22 protein-coding genes are annotated in these 23,651 nt (G+C 30.7%); 19 read left to right on the top strand and 3 right to left on the bottom strand.

From position 1 onward, the window contains the following. Positions 1–13: 13 nt before the first annotated feature. Positions 14–1,258 carry a 6-phosphofructokinase gene (locus ACL_RS05400; protein WP_012243033.1) on the bottom strand — a complete coding sequence of 415 codons (1,245 nt, stop codon included), beginning with the start codon at positions 1,256–1,258 and terminating at the stop codon, positions 14–16. Positions 1,259–1,531: 273 nt separating this feature from the next. Here ACL_RS05400 and pfkA point away from each other — a divergent pair, with 273 nt between their 5' ends. From pfkA to ACL_RS05370, 6 genes are all read left to right on the top strand, one after another. Further along, positions 1,532–2,482 (top strand): 6-phosphofructokinase, encoded by a 951-nt coding sequence (gene pfkA, locus ACL_RS05395; protein ID WP_012243032.1) that lies wholly within the window; start codon positions 1,532–1,534, stop codon positions 2,480–2,482. Between the two features lie 17 nt (positions 2,483–2,499). Continuing rightward, on the top strand, positions 2,500–3,870 hold the full coding sequence (gene pyk, locus ACL_RS05390) for a pyruvate kinase (RefSeq protein WP_269460507.1): 1,371 nt from the start codon (positions 2,500–2,502) through the stop codon (positions 3,868–3,870). 355 nt (positions 3,871–4,225) lie between these two features. After that, on the top strand, positions 4,226–6,085 hold the full coding sequence (locus tag ACL_RS05385; RefSeq protein WP_041634919.1) for a polysaccharide biosynthesis protein: 1,860 nt from the start codon (positions 4,226–4,228) through the stop codon (positions 6,083–6,085). A gap of 17 nt (positions 6,086–6,102) precedes the next feature. Beyond that, the gene (locus ACL_RS05380; RefSeq protein ID WP_012243029.1) at positions 6,103–7,242 is read left to right on the top strand and encodes a nucleotidyltransferase domain-containing protein; all 1,140 of its coding nucleotides are present in this window, start codon (positions 6,103–6,105) and stop codon (positions 7,240–7,242) included. A gap of 35 nt (positions 7,243–7,277) precedes the next feature. Next, positions 7,278–10,238, top strand: coding sequence for a DEAD/DEAH box helicase (locus ACL_RS05375; protein ID WP_012243028.1), 2,961 nt, complete (start codon positions 7,278–7,280; stop codon positions 10,236–10,238). Then, positions 10,222–10,602, top strand: coding sequence for a (deoxy)nucleoside triphosphate pyrophosphohydrolase (locus tag ACL_RS05370; protein WP_012243027.1), 381 nt, complete (start codon positions 10,222–10,224; stop codon positions 10,600–10,602). The genes ACL_RS05375 and ACL_RS05370 overlap by 17 nt, the downstream gene beginning before the upstream one ends. On the opposite strand, the gene ACL_RS05365 is transcribed toward ACL_RS05370, so the two are convergent. Beyond that, a complete protein-coding gene (locus ACL_RS05365) occupies positions 10,597–11,175 on the bottom strand; it encodes a recombinase family protein (protein ID WP_012243026.1) in 579 nt (192 codons plus the stop codon). The genes ACL_RS05370 and ACL_RS05365 overlap by 6 nt on opposite strands. Before the next feature lie 250 nt (positions 11,176–11,425). Between ACL_RS05365 and ACL_RS05360 the strand changes: the two genes are divergently transcribed. The 13 genes from ACL_RS05360 to ACL_RS05300 all read left to right on the top strand — a co-directional run bounded on the left by ACL_RS05360 (position 11,426) and on the right by ACL_RS05300 (position 22,840). Beyond that, positions 11,426–12,253, top strand: coding sequence for a DNA adenine methylase (locus tag ACL_RS05360; RefSeq protein ID WP_012243025.1), 828 nt, complete (start codon positions 11,426–11,428; stop codon positions 12,251–12,253). After that, positions 12,246–13,016 (top strand): DNA-methyltransferase, encoded by a 771-nt coding sequence (locus ACL_RS05355; protein ID WP_012243024.1) that lies wholly within the window; start codon positions 12,246–12,248, stop codon positions 13,014–13,016. Before ACL_RS05360 ends, ACL_RS05355 begins: the two co-directional genes overlap by 8 nt. Next, the gene (locus ACL_RS05350; RefSeq protein ID WP_012243023.1) at positions 13,013–13,864 is read left to right on the top strand and encodes a type II restriction endonuclease; all 852 of its coding nucleotides are present in this window, start codon (positions 13,013–13,015) and stop codon (positions 13,862–13,864) included. Before ACL_RS05355 ends, ACL_RS05350 begins: the two co-directional genes overlap by 4 nt. Positions 13,865–13,901: 37 nt before the next feature. Continuing rightward, positions 13,902–14,150 carry a hypothetical protein gene (locus ACL_RS05345; RefSeq protein WP_012243022.1) on the top strand — a complete coding sequence of 83 codons (249 nt, stop codon included), beginning with the start codon at positions 13,902–13,904 and terminating at the stop codon, positions 14,148–14,150. A 123-nt stretch (positions 14,151–14,273) separates the two neighbouring features. After that, positions 14,274–14,867, top strand: coding sequence for a GIY-YIG nuclease family protein (locus ACL_RS07310; protein ID WP_012243021.1), 594 nt, complete (start codon positions 14,274–14,276; stop codon positions 14,865–14,867). 397 nt (positions 14,868–15,264) lie between these two features. Further along, complete coding sequence (locus tag ACL_RS05335) at positions 15,265–17,259, top strand: InlB B-repeat-containing protein (protein WP_012243020.1); 1,995 nt, start codon at positions 15,265–15,267, stop codon at positions 17,257–17,259. A gap of 31 nt (positions 17,260–17,290) precedes the next feature. Next, positions 17,291–17,617, top strand: coding sequence for an SHOCT domain-containing protein (locus ACL_RS05330; RefSeq protein ID WP_012243019.1), 327 nt, complete (start codon positions 17,291–17,293; stop codon positions 17,615–17,617). Positions 17,618–17,686: 69 nt separating this feature from the next. Continuing rightward, positions 17,687–17,938: a hypothetical protein gene (locus ACL_RS05325; protein ID WP_041634208.1), complete on the top strand. Its 252-nt coding sequence runs from the start codon at positions 17,687–17,689 to the stop codon at positions 17,936–17,938. Between the two features lie 169 nt (positions 17,939–18,107). After that, entirely contained in the window at positions 18,108–18,353 is a 246-nt protein-coding gene (locus ACL_RS05320; RefSeq protein ID WP_012243017.1) for a GlsB/YeaQ/YmgE family stress response membrane protein, read from the top strand. A 120-nt stretch (positions 18,354–18,473) separates the two neighbouring features. Further along, a complete protein-coding gene (locus tag ACL_RS05315) occupies positions 18,474–19,967 on the top strand; it encodes a flotillin family protein (RefSeq protein ID WP_012243016.1) in 1,494 nt (497 codons plus the stop codon). Between the two features lie 459 nt (positions 19,968–20,426). After that, positions 20,427–20,738: a type II toxin-antitoxin system RelE/ParE family toxin gene (locus ACL_RS07605; RefSeq protein WP_012243014.1), complete on the top strand. Its 312-nt coding sequence runs from the start codon at positions 20,427–20,429 to the stop codon at positions 20,736–20,738. Positions 20,739–20,755: 17 nt separating this feature from the next. Continuing rightward, the gene (locus tag ACL_RS05305; protein WP_012243013.1) at positions 20,756–21,793 is read left to right on the top strand and encodes an XRE family transcriptional regulator; all 1,038 of its coding nucleotides are present in this window, start codon (positions 20,756–20,758) and stop codon (positions 21,791–21,793) included. Between the two features lie 18 nt (positions 21,794–21,811). Next, positions 21,812–22,840 carry a hypothetical protein gene (locus tag ACL_RS05300; protein WP_012243012.1) on the top strand — a complete coding sequence of 343 codons (1,029 nt, stop codon included), beginning with the start codon at positions 21,812–21,814 and terminating at the stop codon, positions 22,838–22,840. Positions 22,841–22,845: 5 nt separating this feature from the next. On the opposite strand, the gene ACL_RS07305 is transcribed toward ACL_RS05300, so the two are convergent. After that, positions 22,846–23,631 carry a sce7726 family protein gene (locus tag ACL_RS07305; RefSeq protein ID WP_012243011.1) on the bottom strand — a complete coding sequence of 262 codons (786 nt, stop codon included), beginning with the start codon at positions 23,629–23,631 and terminating at the stop codon, positions 22,846–22,848. Positions 23,632–23,651: the final 20 nt, after the last annotated feature.

Genomic DNA, 23,651 nt, shown 5'->3' with positions numbered 1-23,651 from the left:
TACAATTTAGAACTTATTTTTTAGGTGCTAAAACTTTATTTAATTTAGCAAAACGAGGTAACCCGTTTACTTTTTCTAATTTAGTTTCACCTTGGATTAATGGTAATGCATAATCAATAAAGTCTTGAGTTAAACCTTGTCCATCAGGTAAGATCCACTCTAATGGTACTTTACGTTCTGCGTTAGCAACAATCTTTAATGGAAGTAGAGGATACTTCACTTTGTATTTATCCCCAGGAACTCTTTGGATACCTACAAATTTGTTTGTTGTACCATTGATTGCTTTTTTAACAGCAATTTGTCCAACTTTGAATGCTTCATTGATATCTGTTTGAGATGCAATGTGAGCAGCTGATCTTTGTAATAATGAGAATTCGATAGCACGAGTCTTAACACCGAATTTTTCACCTACGTGGTTTGCAAGTACACTTGCAGTACCACCTAAGTTCGCATGTCCGAATGCATCACGAGCGATTTCTGTTTCATATTCAGGGATGTATTTACCTTCAGCAGTTTTAATACCTTCTGATACAACTACAAATACTGATTTACCAGTTTTTAGTAATTCACCTACTTGGTTGTAGAATTTGTCCATATCAAATGGAGTTTCTGGTAAATACATTAAGTCTGGTTTAACACCACCAACTGAAGCAAGTGCAGCAGCAGCAGTTAACCAACCAGCATTTCTACCCATTACTTCAACAATAATGAATTGTTGTGTGTTATAAACTGTAGCATCTAAGTATAATTCCATGATAGAAGTTGCAACGTATTTAGCTGCTGAACCATATCCAGGTGAATGGTCGATACCTGCTAAGTCGTTATCGATTGTTTTAGGTACCCCAACAACGCGCATTTCCCAACCAGCTGTTTTCATAAATTTAGAAATTTTTAAACATGTATCCATTGAGTCATTTCCACCATTGTAGAAGAAATAACGAATGTTATATTTTTTAAAGATTTCTAATAATTTATTATAGTCTGTTGGATCTTTTTTGTAATCTTTTAATTTGTATCTTACTGAACCAATTGCAGATGATGGAGTATACTTTAATCTTTCTAATTCTTCAACATCTTCTTTTCTAATATCATAGAAGTTTTCATCTAAGATACCTTTGATACCGTGTTGAGCACCATAGATTTCTGTAATCTCATCATGCTTTAAACTCTCTAAAAATACACCTGCTGCTGAGGCGTTAATCACTGAGGTTGGACCTCCAGATTGTCCTAAGAGTGCAGCACCAACTAATTTTTTCATAGTATACCGTCCTTTTTATTATTTATTAGTAAATTTCCACTAATAAGTTTATCAAAGAATACCCTTTATTGCAAACACTTAAGCGTTAAATGTTCAATTATTACAACATTTGTCATAAGAAAGTGTTCAATTCATGTAAATTGTTGTAAAACGACCATGAGTTTTCCCTTAATTTAGAATAATTTATTCATTGGAAGAAATATTCATGATTTTGCACAATTTCTTGCACAAAACATGATATAATATGTAACGGCGTATAAGGAGGTATGACATATGAAAATAGCAGTTTTAACTTCTGGCGGCGATGCACCTGGAATGAACGCAGCAATTCGTGCAATTGTGCGTACAGGTATTGCAGAAGGTCATGAGATGTTTGGTATTATGGATGGTTATAGAGGTCTTTTAGAAGATCGTTTTATACCGCTAGCTGCCAAAGATGTTTCAGGTATGTTAAGCATTGGTGGTACAAAACTGGGTACTGCAAGAGTATCTGAGTTTAAAGAAGTACCAGTTCAAATGGTAGCAATCGATAATCTACGTAATCGTGGTATTGATGCTTTAATCGTTATTGGTGGTGATGGTAGTTACAGAGGTGCTCAAGCACTCCATGAACTAGAATTCCAAACCATAGCTATTCCTGGAACAATTGATAATGACGTTTATGGAACAGATTATACAATCGGATTCCATACTGCATTAAATACAATTGTAGAAGCAATAGATAAACTAAGAGATACATCATCGTCACATAGACGTTGTAGTATTATTGAAGTTATGGGTAGAACATCAGGTGATTTAGCATTATATGCAGGTATCTGTGGTGGTGCTGAGTTCATTATTACACCAGAAAACCCAATTAATAAAGATAAGTTAATTTCAACATTAAAAAAACATAATGAAGAAGGCAGACGCCATGCCATCATTGTTGTCACTGAACAACAATTTGATGTGCATAAACTTGCTGCTGAAATCTCAATCAAATCTGGATTTAGTTCACGAGCAACAGTACTTGGTTATATCCAAAGAGGTGGAACACCAATTGCTGAAGACCGTATCTTAGCATCACGTATGGGTGCATTTGCAGTCGAAATGCTTGCCAAAGGTGTGAGTGGACAATGTGTTGGTATAAAAGATGATAAACTAGTAACATCACCATTATCTGATATCATCAACCATCCAAAAGAACGCGTTGAGCTATATGATCTCATTAAGAAATTAAGATAATTACAAAAAAAGAAAAAATGAAAGGTAAAAAAAATATGAGAAAAACAAAAATTGTTTGTACATTAGGACCTGCATCAGAAGATAAAGCAGTCATGACACAACTTGTTAAAGCTGGTATGAACGTAGCACGCTTTAACTTTTCACACGGAGACTATGAAGAACACGGGAACCGTTTAAAAACGATTCAATCAATTAACGAGGAGTTAGGCACACACGTTGCTTACTTACTTGATACTAAAGGACCAGAAATTCGTACACACGAATTTGATGGTAAAGTAGAAATCCAAAAAAATTCAATCGTTAGAATCGGATTTACACCAGTATTAGGAAACAAAGAAAGATTCTCTGTTTCATACCCAGGTTTATTTGACGATATGAAAGTAGGAGAATTCGTTTCTGTTGATGATGGTTACCTAACATTAGAAGTGATTGAAAAAGATACTAAAAATAATGAATTAGTAACTAAAGCTTTAAACACACATACAGTAAAATCAAGACGTGGTGTAAACATTCCAGGTGTTGTTCTAAATATGCCTTTCATTTCCGAAAAAGATGCAAGTGATATTAAATTTGCTGCAACTATGGGTTATGACTTTGTTGCTGCAAGTTTTGTAAGACGTGGCGAAGATGCTCAAGCTGTTCGTGATATCTTGGATAACAACGGTGGTAAAGACGTTCAAATTATTGCTAAAATTGAAAACCAAGAAGGTATGGATAACCTAGATGACATTTTAGATGTTGTTGATGGTATCATGGTTGCACGTGGAGACTTAGGTATCGAAGTTGAAGGTGAATTAGTACCAATGTACCAATCAGAAATGATCGACAAATGTTTAGAATTAGGTAAAGTAGTAATCGTTGCTACTCAAATGCTTGAATCTATGCAAAAAAACCCACGCCCAACAAGAGCTGAAGTATCTGACGTATTTAACGCAGTTAGAGAAGGAACTTCTGCAACAATGTTAAGTGGTGAATCAGCAGCTGGTGATTACCCAATTGAATCAGTTAAAAAAATGGCAAGTATTGATGCAAAAGCTGAATCAACATTAGACTATGAAGTGTTCTTAGATGGTTACTTCATGGGAGATTCTAATATTGATGCAATCGCTCAATCAGCAGCTAAATTAGTATTAGAGTATGAAGTAGATGTTGTAATTACAACAGGCGTTGATGTAGCTAAATCATTTGCAGCATACCATACACAAGCAATTAACATTGCTGTTGTAAAAAATGCTAAAGAAGCTAGAGCGTTAGCACTTCACTTTGGTGTATACCCAGTATTAAGTAAAGATGAAGCGTCTAAGTTCTTAGATAAATTAGGTTTGGTTGAAGGTGACTTCGTATTAGAAGTAACTAATAGTTCAACTAAATTATTAGAAATCAAATAATTAATTAAACAACTCATAAGAGGATTATCTAACGACAATCCTCTTTTTTTGTCCTTATAAAAGCATTTCATATAAAACTTAAAGCCAAACACTGTAAAATGATACCTAAGTTTATCATCAATCACATGATTTATTTGGTAAATTGGTCCCAACATAAAAGCATCATGATGCCTTTATCTGATTTGAAATAGTAGATTGTATTTTAGTTATGCATTCTAGCGAAATATATGATATACTTTTAGTATATAAAAAACTGATTGATGACTAATCAAAAGTATTTCAGTGTTATTTGATGTGGGATATCAATATAAAAAGACATTTAAGGGGAGATTATATGTCAAGAAAAGAGAAGTTTATGGCTTTTTTAAAAGTTTATAAATATGTATTATACGATATAGCAACCATAGTTATATCCTATTACCTAACTATTTGGGTATTTAAAAACATGGGCGGAGGTATTGAACTCAATTATGACCATAAAGCACTATGGTTAGCTTTTGCATTTATCATACCAGCCAAAATTTTATTAAACCAAATATTTGGGATTTATAGAATTATTTCTAAGTATGCTTCATTTGAGGATTTCTTTAGAATGATTCTTGTTGTAACTGGTACAAATATTTTATTAGTACTAGCAATATTCTTGTTCAATATAGAAGTGATGTCAGAGTCTGCATTTATTACAATCACATTGATTGAAATAACCGGGATGATCATACCACGTATTATCAGACGAACAACTAGTTTGGTTGCATACCGTCTTAGATTAAAAGTTTCCCATGAAACAGGCGTTAGAACTTTGATTATTGGTGCAGGTTCTGCTGGTGAAATGGTGGTTAAAGAAATATACAAAAATAAATCTTTAAACAATGTGCTTATTGGATTTGTTGATGATGATAAAGAAAAAGTCGGAAGACAAATTATGGGTATTTCGATATTAGGTACTTTAGATAATATCAAAGAAATTGTAGGTAGATACGCAGTTCAAGAAGTCATTATCGCAATCAAAAACTTTCCAAAACATAGATTCCATGAACTTGTAAACAGCTTGATTCAACTACACATTAAGGTTAAGAAATTAAACTTAATTGAAGATGTAAACCAAAATGAAGTATCGAAGTTAGTAGATTTAAAAGTTGAAGATTTACTCAATAGACCAGTTATTAAACTAGATAACAAAGGAATTAGAGACTTTATCGGTGATGAAGTTGTCTTAGTCACTGGTGGCGGGGGTTCTATTGGTAGCGAGTTATGTCGACAAATATTTGAACTGAATCCAAAACAATTAATTATTTTTGATATTTATGAAAATAATGCTTATGAAATTCAAATGGAATTAAATCGTAAAGTGTATAAAGATTCCAGTAAACAATATCCAAAACTAGATGTACGTATTGGTAGTGTTTATAATAAAGTGAGATTAGAAGAAATCTTTAAAGAATTTAAACCAACCATTGTATTTCATGCAGCAGCTTATAAGCATGTACCTTTAATGGAAGATAGTGCTGTAGAATCCGTTAGAACAAACGTTTTAGGTACTATGAATACAGCAAAACTTTCTACGAAGTACGGCGTTAAAAAATTCGTCTTAGTAAGTAGTGATAAAGCGGTGCGTTCTACAAACATTATGGGGGCTTCAAAACGTTTTGCTGAACTCATTATCTTTAATGAACAAAAACATAGTGAAACAAGCTTTACGGCGGTTAGATTTGGTAATGTACTAGGTTCTAACGGTTCAGTAATTCCACTATTTAAAAAACAAATTGAAGATGGTGGCCCAGTCACTGTAACGCATAAAGAAATCACTAGATACTTTATGACGATTCCTGAATCAGTTTCATTAATTTTACAGTGTGGTGCTTATGCTAAAAATGGTGAGTTATTTATTTTAGATATGGGTGAACCAGTTAAAATTTATGAGTTTGCTGAAAAGATGATCCGCTTAGCAGGATACAGAGTTGATGAAGATATTAAAATTGAAGTCGTTGGTCTTCGTCCAGGTGAAAAACTTTATGAAGAACTTCTACTGGATGTAAATGATCCAAATATTCATAAAACAGAAAACAAATTAATCTTCATTGAAAATGGTAATGGTAATCATTTAAATGTTGAATTAACAACACACTTATTAGATAATCTAGAGTCTTTAACAAATGATGAAGTGAAACTACATGTATCACAAATAGTTTCATCATATGTTCCAAACAACAAGTAGAGGATAATTATATATTGATGCAAAATGAACTCATATATCACTTACTTGATTTAAGTTTTAAGAAAGAAACCTATAAGTTTGATAGTCAAGATGAGTTAGAACTTACAAAAATTATATTCGAAAACGGATTAGTAGGACTTTTATTTGAGACAATCGATAAGTCCAGTTTTAAGACGCCAAAATATCACCAAATGCTGTTGCAAGCATTTGGTGCTTTTGTATCTAAAGATATCCAGCAACAAGCTATCATTAAGGATTTAAAAAGCCTTTTTAACACTCATAAGATTAAACATGTATTCTTGAAGGGTAGTCACTTAAAAGAGTTGTATCCTGAAAGTTATATGCGTGGTATGGGTGATATTGATGTTGTTGTACCACTTGATATGTTTGATGTGGCTAAAAAAGTATTAATTAAGCATAACTACAAATTTAAAAGTGCTACCTCACATCATCATGTTTATGAAACAGCTGATGGTAACTTTATAGAACTACACCAAAGTATCACTTCTAGCAATGAATATGAAAATGAAGCACTACTTAAAAATGTGTGGGATCACGTATATCAAGTAGATGGTTATACTTATAAGTTAGAACCAGCTTTCGAATATGTTTATCTATTAACACATTTAATTAGACATATACGCACCTCAGGTGTAGGTATTCGTAGTTTACTAGATATGAAGGTGTATTTTGAGTATTATGAGTCTATTATGGATTTGAATAAATTAAATGAATACCTAATAACTTATAACTTAAAAGACTTTAATGATAAAGTTATCAGACTAAATCAAATATTTACCAATCAAATAAAACCACAAGAACAAGACTACCACGTCATAGATTACATCATGAATAGTGGTATTCACGGATCTGGTACTAAACATGATATGTATCTAACAAAAAGAACGCACGAACAAACAAGACTTAAAAAATCTAAATTAGGGTTCTTCTTTAGCGAAGTTTTCCCGAGTAGAGATAGAATCAAAGAAACTTATACTTACTTAAAAAAACACCCATGGCTTTTACCATGGGCGTGGTTTGTTAGAATACTAAAACAAGTCTTTAAAGTTAAGAATACTAAAAAGCGATTAAAATCAATATCCAATGACACTGAAGTAGATGGTGTTAAAGGTGTATATGATTATTTAGGTATTTAATGTAAATAAAGTTAACAAGAATTTATGAGGTAGACGTGAAAATAAATCAACAACCCGTAGAACTTCTTACGAACAATTTAAAATCAAGCTTTTATCATTATTTAAAAGATGCTTTGAAAAGATGTCAAAGTTTTTCTTTTAGCGTGGCTTTTATTAGTGACTCTGGCTTGCAACTCATCATAGATGATCTTATAGATGCAGGTAAAAGAGGTGTCAAAGGAAAACTTATAACAACTAATTATGAGTTTGGTACTACACCTAGAGCACTTGAAATGATAGGTGACCAAAACTATATAGAGGCAAAACTATATGATGCTTTAACAAGTATTAGAAAGTTTCATACAAAAGCATATATATTCGATATGGGAAATCATTTTGAAATTGTAGTTGGTTCAAGTAATATGACTCAGTATGCACTTAAAAATAACCACGAGTGGAATTTGAAGTATGTTGCCAAAAATGATGACAAAACTAAAGAAAATATCATCGATAACTTTGATGAATTATTTAATGACCCTAAATCCCTACAATTAACACCTAAAGTCATAAAAGAATATAAAACACTCTATGAGAGTAAAAGAATGGTTGATGAAGGCAAAAAGGCAATGCTTGACTTCTTTTTTGAATTTATCAAGAGAAATCCTGATCACGAGATTGTGGATGCGATGCAAGGATTTAATATCGATGAAAATAACGAACTTAAAGATTTTATTGAACAAGTAGATGTTAATGAAATAAAACCTAATGAAATGCAAGAAATGGCCTTAGAGGGCCTAAATAACATTAGAAATAGTGGGGGTAATAAAGCACTTATTATTGCTGCCACTGGAACTGGTAAAACATACCTATCTGCATTTGATGTTTTCCAGTTAAGACCTAAAAAGGTATTATTTGTTGTACATAGAGGAAAAATATTAAGGGATGCACTTAGAACATTCAAAACAATTATGCCTGAAGTATCAATGGGTGAATTTGTAGGTTCTAAAAAAGATTTAGAAAGTGATTATCTTTTTGCATCTGTTCAAACTATTTCTAAAATTGATAACTTAAACCTATTTGATCCTAGCTATTTTGACTATATTATTATAGATGAGGCACATCGTAGTGCTGCAGATAGTTATCAGAGAATCACAAGTTACTTTACACCTAAGTTTTTATTAGGTATGACAGCGACACCCGAAAGAACCGATTCTAGAAATATTTATGAATTATATGATAATCAGATTGCAGTTGAAATTAGATTAAGACAAGCTTTAGAAAAAGAACTTGTAGTACCATTTCACTATTTTGGTATAGAAGATGCAACAACGGATATTCAAAATATTAATTTAAATACTGAAATAGATAAACTAGCTGAAAAACTAAATATCAAGGCTCGTGTAGAGTTAATTATTGAGAATATTAAAAAGTACAAACATTCTGGAGATAAGACCAAAGCACTTGGTTATTGTGTGAATATTGCCCATGCTGAATATATGGCTAATGCTTTTAATGAAAGAGGATTAGTATCTATTGCCTTAACTGGTGGAACGGCTGAACTTGACAGAGAAGATACTATTAGAAGATTAGAAGATCCAAATGATCCCTTATCCTATATATTTACAGTAGAGATATTTAATGAAGGTATTGATATACCATCAGTGAATTTGATACTAATGCTAAGACCGACGAATTCATCTATTATTTTCACGCAACAACTTGGTAGAGGTTTAAGAAAATATAAAGATAAAGAATATTTAACAGTATTAGACTTTATTGCAAACCATAACAAGAACTTTTTACTTCCGATTGCACTTATTGGTGATAAAGCCTATGATAAGGATGATTTGATTGTATCTACAGCAAATGATTTCTTTGATATACCGGGAGATACTTTTATTAGTTTGAATAAAGTATCAAAGGAAAGAATATTAGCACAATTAGAGGCTACTGACTTTAACGAGATCACTTATCTAAAGGAAGCATATCTAGATAAAAAGAAAAATCTAGGACGTGTTCCTAGATTAACAGACTTTGCATTTGATGAGTTTGATCCGATTAGGTTCATAAAAAAGAAAAAATCCTATATTAGTTTTGTAGCATCACAGGAAAAAGGTATTTTAGAAGATTCCTCATTACACGATTCATTTATTAAATTAATTGGATATCTCGATAGTATGTTACCAATTAAACGCCCTTATGAATATGCAATATTAAGGGAACTAACTCATTATAAAGCACTAGAAATGAATGAATTATTTTCAAAAATGAAAAAATACATTGATAACCCTAACCTGGATAGCTTTAATCACTCGGTAAAAAACCTACTCCTAGAATTTGGTTCAGTAACGGATAAAAAGAATAATATAAAGGTTATAGAAAAATCAAATAGTCAAATCAGAGTATCCGATGATTTTAGTAATATTTTTGAAAACGTTAGATACACAGATATTATCAACAATACAATTAGTTATGGTCTTGCTAGATATCATCATGAGTTTGATAGAAAAGTGGCACCTTATCCATTTGTAGATCTTTATCATGAGTATTCTAAGACTGAAATCTATACACTGTCATTGTTTGATAAAAATGTGTCAGGGCTATTAATGTCAGGCTTAATTAGAATTGAAAAAGAATATTACTTAACAGTTAATTTGGTAAAAGGCGATGTACATGATAGTATTAACTATGATGACTATTTTATAGATCAAAATACATTCCACTGGCAATCACCTGGTTCTACAAGAACCACAAATGAAACAGGTAAGAATTTAGTTAACCATAAAGAATTAGGGTTTAACCTCCACTTATTTGTTAGAAAATCTGCAACAGAAGCAACTAAGGGTAAAGGCTATAGTAGAGACTTTACTTATTTAGGGAAAGTTTTTGTAGAAGAATACGTGGGTGAAGCACCAATTTCGTTTAAACTTAAATTTGAACATAGAGTACCAAATGATATTTATCAAAGACTTACATATGATTACACGAAGGAGAAAGAAAATGAAAAAACAAATTGAAGTCGTAGCAGCTGTTATAAAAAAAGATAATAAGTATTTTGCTGCACAAAGAAAAGACCAAGGCGAACTTGCACGTAAATGGGAGTTTCCTGGTGGTAAAGTTGAACCAGGTGAAACACATCAAGAAGCATTAGCTAGAGAAATTAAAGAAGAACTTAATGTTGAAATTAAAGTAACTGACTTTTTGACTACTGTAGTTCATGAGTATAACTCATTTATCATTACATTACATGCATATTTTGCTGAATATGTTTCGGGTGAATTTAAACCCAATGAACACTTAGATACAAAATTCTTAACTAAGGAAGAAATGGCTGACTATGATTTTGCAGCAGCTGATTTACCTATTATTGAAAAATTATAAATACTTATAAAACGTTGATTTAGATAATTCTAGTGTTGAAATGGCTTCATTAAGACTTATTTGTTTATTTTTAAATGAACTAACGATATCATCAAAATTATCTGGCTTAACATATCTAGGGCGTCCCATGTGGATGCCCTTTTCTTTTGCTATTCTAATACCTTCAGCTTGCCTTTGTTTAATATTGTCTCTCTCATTTTCTGCAACAAAAGAAAGTATTTGTAGAACAATATCACTAATAAACTTACCTACTAAGTTTTCTGGGTGTGATCTAGTGTCTAATAATGGCATGTCTAATACTCTTATATCTGCACCTACAGTCCTTGTGATATATGCCCATTCATCGATGATCATTTGATAGTTCCTACCTAATCTATCAATACTTTTTATGACAACAAGGTCATCTTTTTTGAGTTTACTTTTAAGTCTTTTATATTGCTTTCTATTAAAATCTTTACCACTTTCTTTATCTACGAAGATATTTTTATTTGGTATGTTTAATTTGTGTATCTCTGATAGTTGTCTATCAATAAGTTGAGTCTTACTAGAAACTCTTATATATGCGTATGTCATGATGCTAGCTCCTATTAAAATAATATAGTTACCATTCTAGCATTAAATGGGCATAAAAAAATACCTCTTTTTTCCTAAAAGGTACACCTTTGTTAACTCGTTTTGTGATATATATTAATCCTATCATTTTTAATAAAATTGATCAAGTTATTAAGGTTTGTGGCTTTAGTGAAATATTTATTGAAAAACTGACAATTCCCTAAAGGTGTACCTTTAAGGAATACACCTCTTGTTATTGAAAGAGGTTGGAATGTTACCGGTATTAAAATGGGTTGGTGGGAAAAGACAAATGTTAAGTCATATCAAAGAACTTATGCCTTATCACTTTAATGCATATTATGAGCCATTTGTTGGTGCTGGTGCAGTCTTGTTTGAGTTTGCTCCTAATGTAGCCTATATCAATGATGTAAACAAGGATTTAATATCTGTTTACATATCTCTACAAGATAATGAACAATTTAAGAAATTACTTTTAAAGTTAGATCATCATGAAAAGAATCATAATGAAACATATTATTATGAAGTTAGAGAGATGGACAGATTAGAAGGGTATAGTGCACTTGAACCATTTGAAAAAGCCGCAAGAGTAATTTACTTAAATAAAGCAGGATTTAATGGTTTATATAGAGTCAATAAAAAAGGATTTTATAATGTACCTTCAGGAAAAAGAGATAAGGTAAAACTTTATGATTTAGATAACATAACAAGCATTCATTACTACTTAAGATCTAATGAGGTCTATATAAACAATCTAGATTTTGAAGAAGTAGTTAAGGATGCTAAAAAAGATGACTTTGTGTACTTTGATCCACCATATGATCCTTGGGAAGATAAAAATTCCTTTACATCCTATGCTCAAGGCGATTTTAATAAAGAAGATCAAATACGATTATTTGAAACATTTAAAGCATTGGATAAGCGTGGTGTGAAAGTGATGTTAAGTAATCATAATACAGACTTTATTAGAAATCTTTATAAAGATTACAAGATACATGTTGTCCCTGCAAAGCGTGTTGTAAATTCAAATCCAAATGGTCGTGGAAATGTAGAAGAAGTCATTATCATTAACTATGAATAAACCATACTATGATAATAGAAATGCCAAACTCTATTTAGGAGACAGTTTTGAAATTCTAGATGAGTTAGATGAAAAATCTGTGGATATGATTTTTGCAGATCCACCTTATTTTCTATCTAATAATGGTATTACTTGCCAAGGTGGCAAGATGGTATCTGTCAATAAAGCTACCTGGGATAAAACAGAAATGACCATTGAAGAAAAGATTAAATATAACACTACTTGGTTAAACAAATGTAAAAGGATATTAAAAGATACAGGTACCATATGGATATCTGGAACACTTCATAATATTTATATTATCGGTGTTTGTCTAGAACTAGAGGGATTTCAAATCATTAATAATATCACTTGGGAAAAAACAAACCCACCACCACACCTTGCTAGAAAAGCATTCACTCATTCAACAGAGACGGTGCTTTGGGCAAGAAAAAAAGGTAGTAAAAACTATTTTGATTATAGCCTCATGAAATCATTAAACAACAATAAACAAATGAAGGATGTTTGGCGTTTCAGTTTGACAAAACCCTCTGAAAAGCGATTAGGTAAACATCCAACTCAAAAGCCTTTAGCGCTACTAGAAAGAATCATACTAGCATCCACTAAAGAAGGTGATGTTGTACTAGATCCATTTAGTGGTAGTGGTACAACAGGGGTAGCTAGTATCATGCTAAACAGAAAATATATTGGCATTGATTTTGAGAAAGACTATTTAAATTTGAGTATTAAAAGATTAGAAAGCATTGGGGAAGTGGATAAATGAAAAGATCATTTGATGACATTATAGAATCTATAAAAGAGGGTTTATCAACATATGATTATTTTGTTGATTTTAAAAAAGTCTTTAGTATAGTAGAGCACATAGAATTAAAACTTAATACATTAAACTACCTTATCGGAAAAGATAATTTTGATGAGGCTTTTAAAGTGTTATTAGAAGAACACCCGAATATCATAACTGTTATACCTGTATTACTCGCAGTTAGGGAAAACAACATTCAAGTGTTAGATGAAGTAATGAAATCCTATAATTTCAACTATTATGATCCGAATGTCAATTATATAGAGTTTATTAGAAAAACAGGACTTATAGACTTGTTTTACGATAAACGTATCAAAAACCTAGTAGATTATGTCACTGGTGTTGAAGTTGGACTAGATACTAATAGTAGAAAAAATAGAAGTGGCAAAATGATGTCGCAGATTGTTTTAAAGAACTTGAAAGATATTCCAAGCATAGACATACTTGAAGAAGCTAATACAAGTAAAATATATAAGGAATTTGGTGTAGATATATCTAATACTTTAAAAGACACAAAATCAAACAAGCGTTTTGATTTTGTGATAAAAGATAAAATGGGTCATATATATCTTATAGAAACTAACTACTATGGAACAAGTGGTTCTAAATTAAACGAGACTTCAAGAAGTTATGCTAAACTAGCCAAAGATATCAAAGAGATAGACAATGTATCGTTTGTTTGGATTACTGATGGAAAAGGCTGGTTATCCACTAAAAAGAATTTAGAGGAAGCTTATAACGATATAGAACATTTATATACCTTATATGATCTAGAACATAAAGTGCTCCATAAACTATTTAATACATAGTAATTTATAGTATAATCATCTTACTGGAGATGATGATATGGCATTTGATTTATTAGATTTTACAAAAAAACTAGAATCTCAATTAGAAAATGAAGATTTATATGTTACACATGTATTTATTGCATATAAGGTAATGATGTATTATGAGAATAATATTGGTCAAATTACTGAAGCAGTAAAACCTACTTTATTAGAAATAATTCAAGAAATATATGAAATATATACTCAAAATGATGATGTTGAACTATTAGATAGTTTGGTAAGTCAAAAAATTCAAAGTCTATAATACGATTAACATAAGCCAATACAGTGATTTGTATTGGTTTTTTCTATAAAAACATAATTAATTTGACATAAAAGTAAAAACATGATCTAATTATATTAAAGTATAGTTTTAAGGGGAGATTATATGGAAGTTGAAAGATTAAATGGTTGGAACTATCTTGTTTATACGGTCATAAAAAGTAAGTTTAAACATAATATATTCTCACTAAAGGATATAAATGCTTTTTTTGATGAGTTTAAATCTGTATATCCAAATAATTTTCATATAGAGGCAAAGATCAGACAAACGTTACAAAATCTAAATCGCTTTGAAATTATTCATAGAATTGAACCAGGGGTTTATCAAATGAAACTTGATGCAGTTTACTTCTCTGAATTGGAAAAAGGCAAAAAAGATTATGTGTATTTAGTTTCAAATGAATCAATTCCTGGTTGGGTAAAGATAGGTAGAACAAACTCAATTAAAAATAGAATGAAATCTTTATATAATTCATCTGTACCTTTTCCTTTTAAAGTGGAAAAGATTATAGAGACCAAATCAATGAAAGAATCTCTTGTAATTGAAAAAGGTATTCATTCATTTATAGATACAGTGAATCCAAGTTTAAGAAAAGAAACTGAAGCCAAAAAAAGAGAGTTTTTCAAACTACCGGTTGAAAAAGGTATCGAAATATTTAACATAATTGAGGACATGTTAAGTTATAATCTACATTCCTAATTTAATTAATAAATGATCTTTTATTAAGGTCTTTTTTTATATCAGATCACTTTGTTGACACAATTTGATATAAATGATCTAATAGTAATAACAACTGTTTAGGGGAATAAGCAAATGAAAACTAAATATAGATTTAAAGATTATACTTTTGGTCAACTAAAAAATGATATTATCATGTTATAATTAAATCAAGATAAACAATTAAATAAAGTAAATGCTTAATAACGGGGATAATTATGGATATACTTAGAAAAATAGAATCAACTAATAATATAGTTATTCAACGCACTGTTGAATCTTTTTTTGTTATATTCAGTTTGGCAAGTTAAAAAAGTAACCTAATAGTCATTGTTTATTATTACAAATAACAAATAAAAGAAAGAAGGATAAGGAAAAAATGAAGAAAATTTTCATCATATTAGGATTTTTAATGGCTGCCTTTGTGCTGGTTGCCTGTGGAGATGAACCGGCTCCTGAATTAAAGACTTATACGGTTACATTTGATGTTGACGGTGGAACAAGTGTATCTAATAAAACAGTCAATGAGGGATCTACTTTAGGTACACTACCTACTACAACTAAAGAGAATTTTGATTTTGCTGGATGGTATACAAATAATGCTAAGACTGAAGAAGCTACATCAAGTACTGTAGTGAACTCAAATATGACTATTTACGCAAAATGGACTAATAAGGTTAATATATACACAATAACATTTGTAACAAATAGCCCAGAAGGTACAGTTACTAGAAAAGTTAATGAAGGTACGTTATTTAGTGATTTTCCAACACCTAACAAAGCAAATCACGAATTCAAGGGATGGTATTTAGAAGATGAATTTACTGGAAATTCAGTAAATAGCATTGAAGTTACATCTGATCTAACACTCTATGCAAATTGGCAATATATAACACCTACTTATACATTAACTTTTGATGTAGATGGCGGCTCAGCTGTGAATGCAATTACAGTAGATGAAGATATGTCAATTAATAAACCACAAGATCCTACAAAAGAAGGATTTAAATTTGCTGGTTGGACCACGAATTTATCTACTAAGGTAGAAGTTCAGTGGCCTATTACAATGACTTCGAATTTGAAAATTTACGCTATTTGGAATGAACAAGTTGCAATCGGACAATACTTATCTAGTCTCCTAAATACATATAAATTTAAGCCACAAGACATATTACCTACACATATGCAAGCAGGTGGTGTATTAAAGACACAAGCACAATTAAATTCAAATTATGCTACATTTGTAAATACTAATCAAATTACTTTTGGTGGATATGGTGAACAATGGCAAATGGTACTAGATAACCTAGAACAAGCAGAAACCTTATTTACTGTATTGTCAGTAATTGACACTATAAGTTCAGCAAGTGTTGTAGCATTTAACAACTATTTAGATAGTAACCCTGATGATACTTCTAACTATGAATTTAAACTAGGCATATATAATGTGTATATTTCATTAGAAGGTGAAGTACTGAGTTACGTTGTAGACTACACAGCAAATATACCTGTATTTGGTGAACAAACTGTTCAAATAGCATTAAACTATAATGTGGTTACTTCTGATAAAGATGGCCGTATCCAAATTGGTGATGCTAATAGTGTAAAATATGAAGTTTTTGAAGATGGTTTTACGATCGCATCAAAATATTTAGGATTTAGAACTTCTTATATTGAAGTTTTAGAAGATGAAAATGGACATATTGAAGGTTCAATATATGAACACATGACAGTAGCTGGAAAATCATTATCGAGTGCTGCTCAATTTAAAGTGGATGATACATATGTATCCGTTGTAGGAAATAAAGCGGGGGCTATTTTAGGCTTTAGTGGAACGATTGTAGAGTTATACCAAAAATCTACTGGTAAACTTTTAGGATACGAAGTCAAGGAGACTTTATCTTCAATTCAATATAATACACTATGGTTTAATTTAGATAGCCAAACTGGTATTACAAACATTAAGTATGAAACAGATACCGAAACTCAAATTAAAGAAGTTTATGTCAACAATGGTACAACTCCGTTTAAGACAAAATCATTTGGTGGATTTACACTGAAAACTGCATCCAGAAGATATGATATAGAATTTAGAATTCAATACTTTTATGTCATGGAAAATGATGTATTAACAAAGGTTTCTAAAGTAGTTCCTATGTTATTTATTCAAGTAGAAAAGTATGATGAATTATCAGTAGACATTACAAGTCAAAATAGTAATATTTCTAACTTCACACTAAATATTACAACAGCATTAAAATCACGTATAGAAAGTGATTATGCAAGTCTAATACCGATTTTTGATATTCAAAAAGATGAGATGAACTATGAACAAATTAGTGCATACATTGGAACAAAAGTAGTTATCGACTAAATAACAATAATAATAAAGGAGATTTAACTAAATGGATATAGTAGCAATAGTTTTGGTGGTATTAAAGAAATGGAAACCAGCAATGGTCATCAGTATCATTGGGTTAATACTTTCATTTTTTCTAGCTTTCATCATGCCTTTTATATGGGTATCATTCATTATCTACTTGATAACACTACTTGTAAGTATTTCTGGACTTAAGAATGAAGACAATACATATGTTACAAGTAGTAGTAGTACATCAAGAAGTACTGATGATATAGAAACACAACTAAATAAAGTACAATCACTTTATAATAAAGGTATCATTTCTGAAGAAGAATACCACGAGAGTAGAAAACGCATATTAGGCTTTTAATGAATACATTGCAAATAAAATATGGTATGATGGTCTTAAAGAAAATCATGATATAGGGGGAATATGATCATGTATAAAACAGAAATCATTAAAGGCGTCAAAGATACAAAACTACGTTCAGAAAAGTTAGCTGAACTCATCAACGATCAAGCAAAAAATGGATGGGATTTTGAAAGTGCAATACATGCACATAAATATGATGTAATAGCAATCTTTAAAGAAAACCCATCATACAAACTCAATCAAGATATCAACAAAGGTATCAAAAAGGTAACAAGTAAGTTTAACAAGGTTGTGGATGCTATTAATAGCAAAGAATAATCAATTAACAAATTAATGACTCTCAAAGGAAAGGTATTTGACAAAAATCAAATACCTTTTTACATGTCAAAATTAAAACCAATAAAAAGTAAATTTTATTTGTATAATGATTAGGAGATACATACTATTTAACATATAATGGGAGTACGTTAATATAGGAGGCGAAAAGATGAATTTACTGATTTGGATTTTATTTGGAGCAATCACTGGTATCGTTGCAGGTTGGATAACTAAGGATAAAAGAGGACTTATTGCAGATATCATAGTAGGTATTATAGGTTCCTTTTTAGGAGGCTGGGCTGCAAGTGGATTTAAAAACTTTACAACAACTGATATCTCATGGCCAGGATTTTTTATATCTATTCTAGGCGCTATAGTATTTATTAGTATCTTAAAAGCACTTAAGAAAAGGTAATAAAGTACTAAATAACCCTATAAATTTGTATGTTTATTTAACAAGTTTATAGGGTTTTTATGTTGTCTTAAGTTGAAGTATAAAAATTACGTAAAATTTTTTATTGAATGAGTAGGAATCATGTATAAATTCATGTATAATTATTCTAAAGTGTTAAAACATAACCATACGAAAGAGGGGAAAGTACATATGGAAGAACTCATCATCGGCATATCTATTGCCGTTGTGGTCATTTTGATCGTTTTATTTGCAGCATCCTATGTTAAGGTTAAACCAAACCAAGCATATATTATTACAGGACCTAAGAAGTCAAGAGTAGTTATAGGAAAGGGTACATTACGTATTCCATTCTTAGAAAGAATTGATGCGATCCCATTATCATTAATTCAAACAGATATTAAAACAGATTCTGCTGTACCTACAAATGAATTTATCAATATCTTTGTAGATGGGGTAGCAAACATCCGTATTATGACAGATGAAGACTCAATCCGTTTAGCTGGTCAAATTCTTTTATCTAGAGACTTAGAAGGTATACGTGTAGTTACTAAAGAAATATTAGAAGGTAACATGCGTGAAATCATTGGTCAAATGAAGTTAAAAGAACTTGTTCAAAACAGAGAAAAGTTTGCAGAACAAGTATATAACTCTGCAATGCAAGATATGAACCGTATGGGTCTTGAAATCATTAATATCACCATTCAAAACTTTAGTGATAAAAATGGTGTCATTGAAGACCTTGGGGTTGATAATGTTACTCAAATTAGAAAAGAAGCTTCTATTGCCCGTGCAAACTCTGAAAAAGATGTAGAGATTGCAACAGCGCAAGCAAAAGAATTAGCCAACGAAGCAAGAATTACTGCTGAGTTAAAAATTGCTGAGCAAAATACAGATTTAGAATTACGTCAATCAGCTTTAAAACAAAAATCTGATACACAAAAAGCGGTAGCAGATGCTGCGTATCAAATTCAAAGTGCTAATGAATCTAAGAGTGTAAATATCGCAATTCAAGAAGCAGAGATTGCTAAACGTACAAAAGAGATTGAATTAAAACAAAAAGAAATTGAAGTTGAAGAAAAACGTTTAGATGCAGTCGTTAGAAAAGACGCGGATGCGAAACGCTATGCTGCTGAACAAAAGGCTTTAGCTGATCTTTATATTCGTTCTAAAGAAGCTGAAGCTAAATATATTGAAGAAGCTAAACGAGCTGAGTCTATTAAAGTAGCTGCTGAAGCTCAAAGATTTGCTGAAGAACAACGTGCACAGGGTATTCAAGCGGTAGGTCTTGCAGAAGCTGAAGCGATTGAGAAAAAAGCAGAAGCGATGAAGTTAATGGAAGATGCAGCGGTCTTAGAATTAATCTTAAATTCTGATGTATTACCTAAGATTGTTGGTGCTGCAGCATCACCACTTGCTAAAGTAGATAAAATCACTATGTATGGTGATGGTAACTCTACTAAGTTAGTTGGAGATATCGTTAATTCATCCACTCAAATCTTATCATCTATTCAAGAATCAACTGGTATTGATCTAACCTCGTTGTTAGCAGGATATGCATCGGGTAAACTCACTTCAAAACCAGTAGAACCAAAAACTGAAAAAGATAAAAAGTAAAACTAATAATCAAACAATCAACCTGAGTTAAGCCTGAAACTTAGCTCAGGTTTGATTATTTTAATCAATATTCACTCAAAAACATATCTAAACTTACAATTTTTTCATAATCTTGATAAAAACAACCAATATACCGATAATGGCTTAACAAAACATAAAAAGTTTGTTATAATGATATCTGTGTTGTGAAAACGCTTTAAAATTACATTTAAATCTTTATTGAAAAACCAAAGTATAATTGAGATCATTAGCTAATCTCCCCGGATATGTAGATCTGAATTATATTCATAGTGGGGATAAGGTTTTAAATAAACTTCAACCACTAATGTAAAAGCCTTGTATCTATTTAGATTCAAGGCTTTTATTTATGTCAAAATTAATATTACCCTTAATTACTATTTATATTGACTTAATATGTATAATCAATTATAATGTAAGGGTAGATAGGAGGGGCAATAGGTGATAATCAATTTCAATACAAATAAATTGGCAAAAATATTGACTAATGATAGATTAATAAAAAAGTACTATGCACCACTTTATAGTAATCTTATTTCTAGACTAACCGAGTTACGTGCTGTTAGAAATTTATCGCTAATCTCTCACAATCCTCCTCCCAGGAAACATAAGTTAACTGGAAAGTACGAAGGTTGTTGGTCGATTGACCTATCTAGAAATTATCGTCTTATTTTTACTGTACCAGATGAAAGTAAACTAGATGAGAATGATATTGATGAGATATTGATACTCGATATAGTTGATACTCATTGAGCAGAAAGGATATAATAATGAATTTTAATTTTATGGTTTCTCCTGGTAATATACTTAAAGAATATATGGAGTCAAATAATATTACTCAAAAAGAACTTGCAGCTATCACTGAGAGTAGTCAAAGACATATCTCAAATGTAATTAACGGTAAGGTTAAATTGACAGAAGAGTTCGCCCTTAAACTGGAAAAAGTATTCAAAGGAGTAAAAGCTGAATTTTGGATGGATCTAGAAGTTGCACATAGATTACATCTATTAAGAATGGAATCGAATGACACCCATGATGCTATGGAAATTGTTAGAAAATACCAACTCAAACATATATTTAAAGGTATGGAACTGTCAGTTAAAGAACAAATCACCTCATTGTTGAGCATAATGGGTATTTCATCAGTAAAAGAAATTGATGGTTTATTTAATCAAATAGAATATAGTTTCCATGAAGATGGAGGAACAAGAGAAGCAATATTATTGTGGGTAAAATTGGCTGAACAGGAAATAGAGTTGCAAAATGATATTGAAAATTTACCTGAATTTAATCATGACAATTTCTTACGAAAATTTCACATGATAAAGAACTTGATCTACACAAAAGATTTTGAACTTGCTAAACAAAACATTACCAAATTTGCCAATAGATTGGGTATACTAGTTGTCTTTTACGAATCAATTCCTAATGCTAAAATACGTGGAGCCGTTAGGGATTATCATGGAAGACCGCTTATCTTGTTGTCTGATAGATATAAGCAAATTGATAGATATTATTTTACATTGATTCATGAACTCATACATATTAAAAATAATGATATTCGAAAAGATAAGTACAATATAACTCTTGATGATGAACAAGAAGTGGAAGAGTTGGCGAATAAACAGGCAAAAGAATTTTTAATTGATAAGGAACTTTATAGTCAATTTACTCAAAAACGTAATTTCAGTGATGAAGAAATAATTATTTTTTCAAAGAAGAATAAAGTAATACCAGGTATTGTTGTGTCTTTTTTACAACATGATAAATTAATTGAATACAATGAAATGAATCACTTAAAAAAATAGTAAAAGGAGGATTTTAAAATGATTTATTTGCCAGTTATGAAAAATAGAATGTATGAAAACAAAATTTTTACAGAGTATAGAGATTTATTTGGTGGTAATATTGCACCGATAATAGAAGTCATATTTGATAAAATCAATAAAAAAGTAAACTCATTTGATGAGTTGCTTGAATACTATGATGAAAATCTTGGTTATCAATATTTCATTGATGTATTTGTTTTCGCTGAGAATGAGTATAGATACAAAGATAACGAAAAACTAACTTTCTCGTTCGAAAATCGAAAATCTACTCACAAAGAATATTTTGAAATGCTGAAAAAAGTAGCGCTATCTAACTATGGCGTGCCAGTAATATCGGTGAAGGGTGTTAGAGAGTATTTTGATGACTCCAACTTATTGGTGGATTTTGTAACAGAACTACAGAAATTTACGAATACTATCGCCATAAGAATAGCAGCTGATAAATTTCAAAAACACTTTACTAATTTGGATAACATATTAAGACGAAGCGATTTATTCATATTTGATATCAATGAAGAATCCATTGAACCATACTGTTTTGATATTGAAGATTTAAACAATAGGACTGGACAATATCAAAATATAATTCTGCACTCGCCAAGAAAGGAGAGCATAGCAAATAGAAGTTTTAAAGATGGTGTGTTTACAGATTTGATAGATAACAGCATCTTAAAAAACTATGATGAATATAATTTTGATGGAGTAGCTGACTATCTTGGATATAAAAATGCTTTACCGAGTACAGGTAGCAATGGTGAAGGGTCAGCCTTATCTTTAATGTTTGACTACAATCAAAACCAATTTTTTTCTGTTTTGAATGTAGATTCTAAAAAAGGAGCAAGCGGTTTTGAATATGTCATGGACCAATTAATTAGAAAATATGAACACAAACTAGATCCTGATGGTGAATGTAAGGCCTATGCTCTAATGAAGGAAAACTACATGAAAGAAAAATTTGGAAACTGGGCAATATGGAATTACTATACTATGTTAAGATATTTGACGCAAATAAAAAAAAATCTATAGAATTACTATCTATAGATTATGCTTGAGTCAATGTTGTTTTTGAAAAACCATTGATAATCCAGGGGATTAATATGATTTCTATGATGATATAAGTAAGTCCATCTTTTCTTAAACTTCAATTTAATGAAATCAATATATATTTTGTTAATTTCATCAGCAGTGTGACTTGATAAGATATTATCAACCAATACATTCTTATCACCATTTTTTTCACCTGTTAGTTTATAAAGTTGTGCTTTGGTTAATTGCTCTAGTTGAAATCTAGAATCAATTAGAGGATTTATTATAGCATCTTTGTAAACTTTAAATAGGATTTTTTGATGTCTATTTTGAGAATAGATAATGATGCCGTCATTTGGTGTAAGATAGCTAAGAGCTTCTCCTAACTTTGATTTTGGGATAATTAAGTAGATATACTCAAAAGTTTTTCTGTAATCTAGTAGTTGAGATTCTAACCTATTAAATGTATCAAATTCAGTTTTGATTTCATATACTACACTCTTACCATTTAATAAGCAAAGGTCAGCTCTACTACCACCTACATTAATCTCAAATGCTGTGACATTAGAATCTGGCGATTTTTGAAAAGAATATTTTTGAATAAAAGCTGCCTTTATGACTGATTCATTTAGAAAATTTTTGAGAATTATATCATTGTAATGTGTTCGAATGGAAACATTTGAAGGGGCTTCATTATGTGTAGTTGTGATATAATTTTTTTCTAACTCACGATTTGATTTTAAAGGAGAATATACATAATATAAATTTTTGATGGTATCTAAATTAAACATGATATCTTTAACTCCTTTTA

It is taken from the genome of Acholeplasma laidlawii PG-8A, assembly GCF_000018785.1.
In the GTDB taxonomy this organism is placed as follows: domain Bacteria; phylum Bacillota_I; class Bacilli_A; order Acholeplasmatales; family Acholeplasmataceae; genus Acholeplasma; species Acholeplasma laidlawii.
Note: the sequence above shows the minus strand (reverse complement) of the source record. Positions and strands in the feature narration are given on the sequence as shown.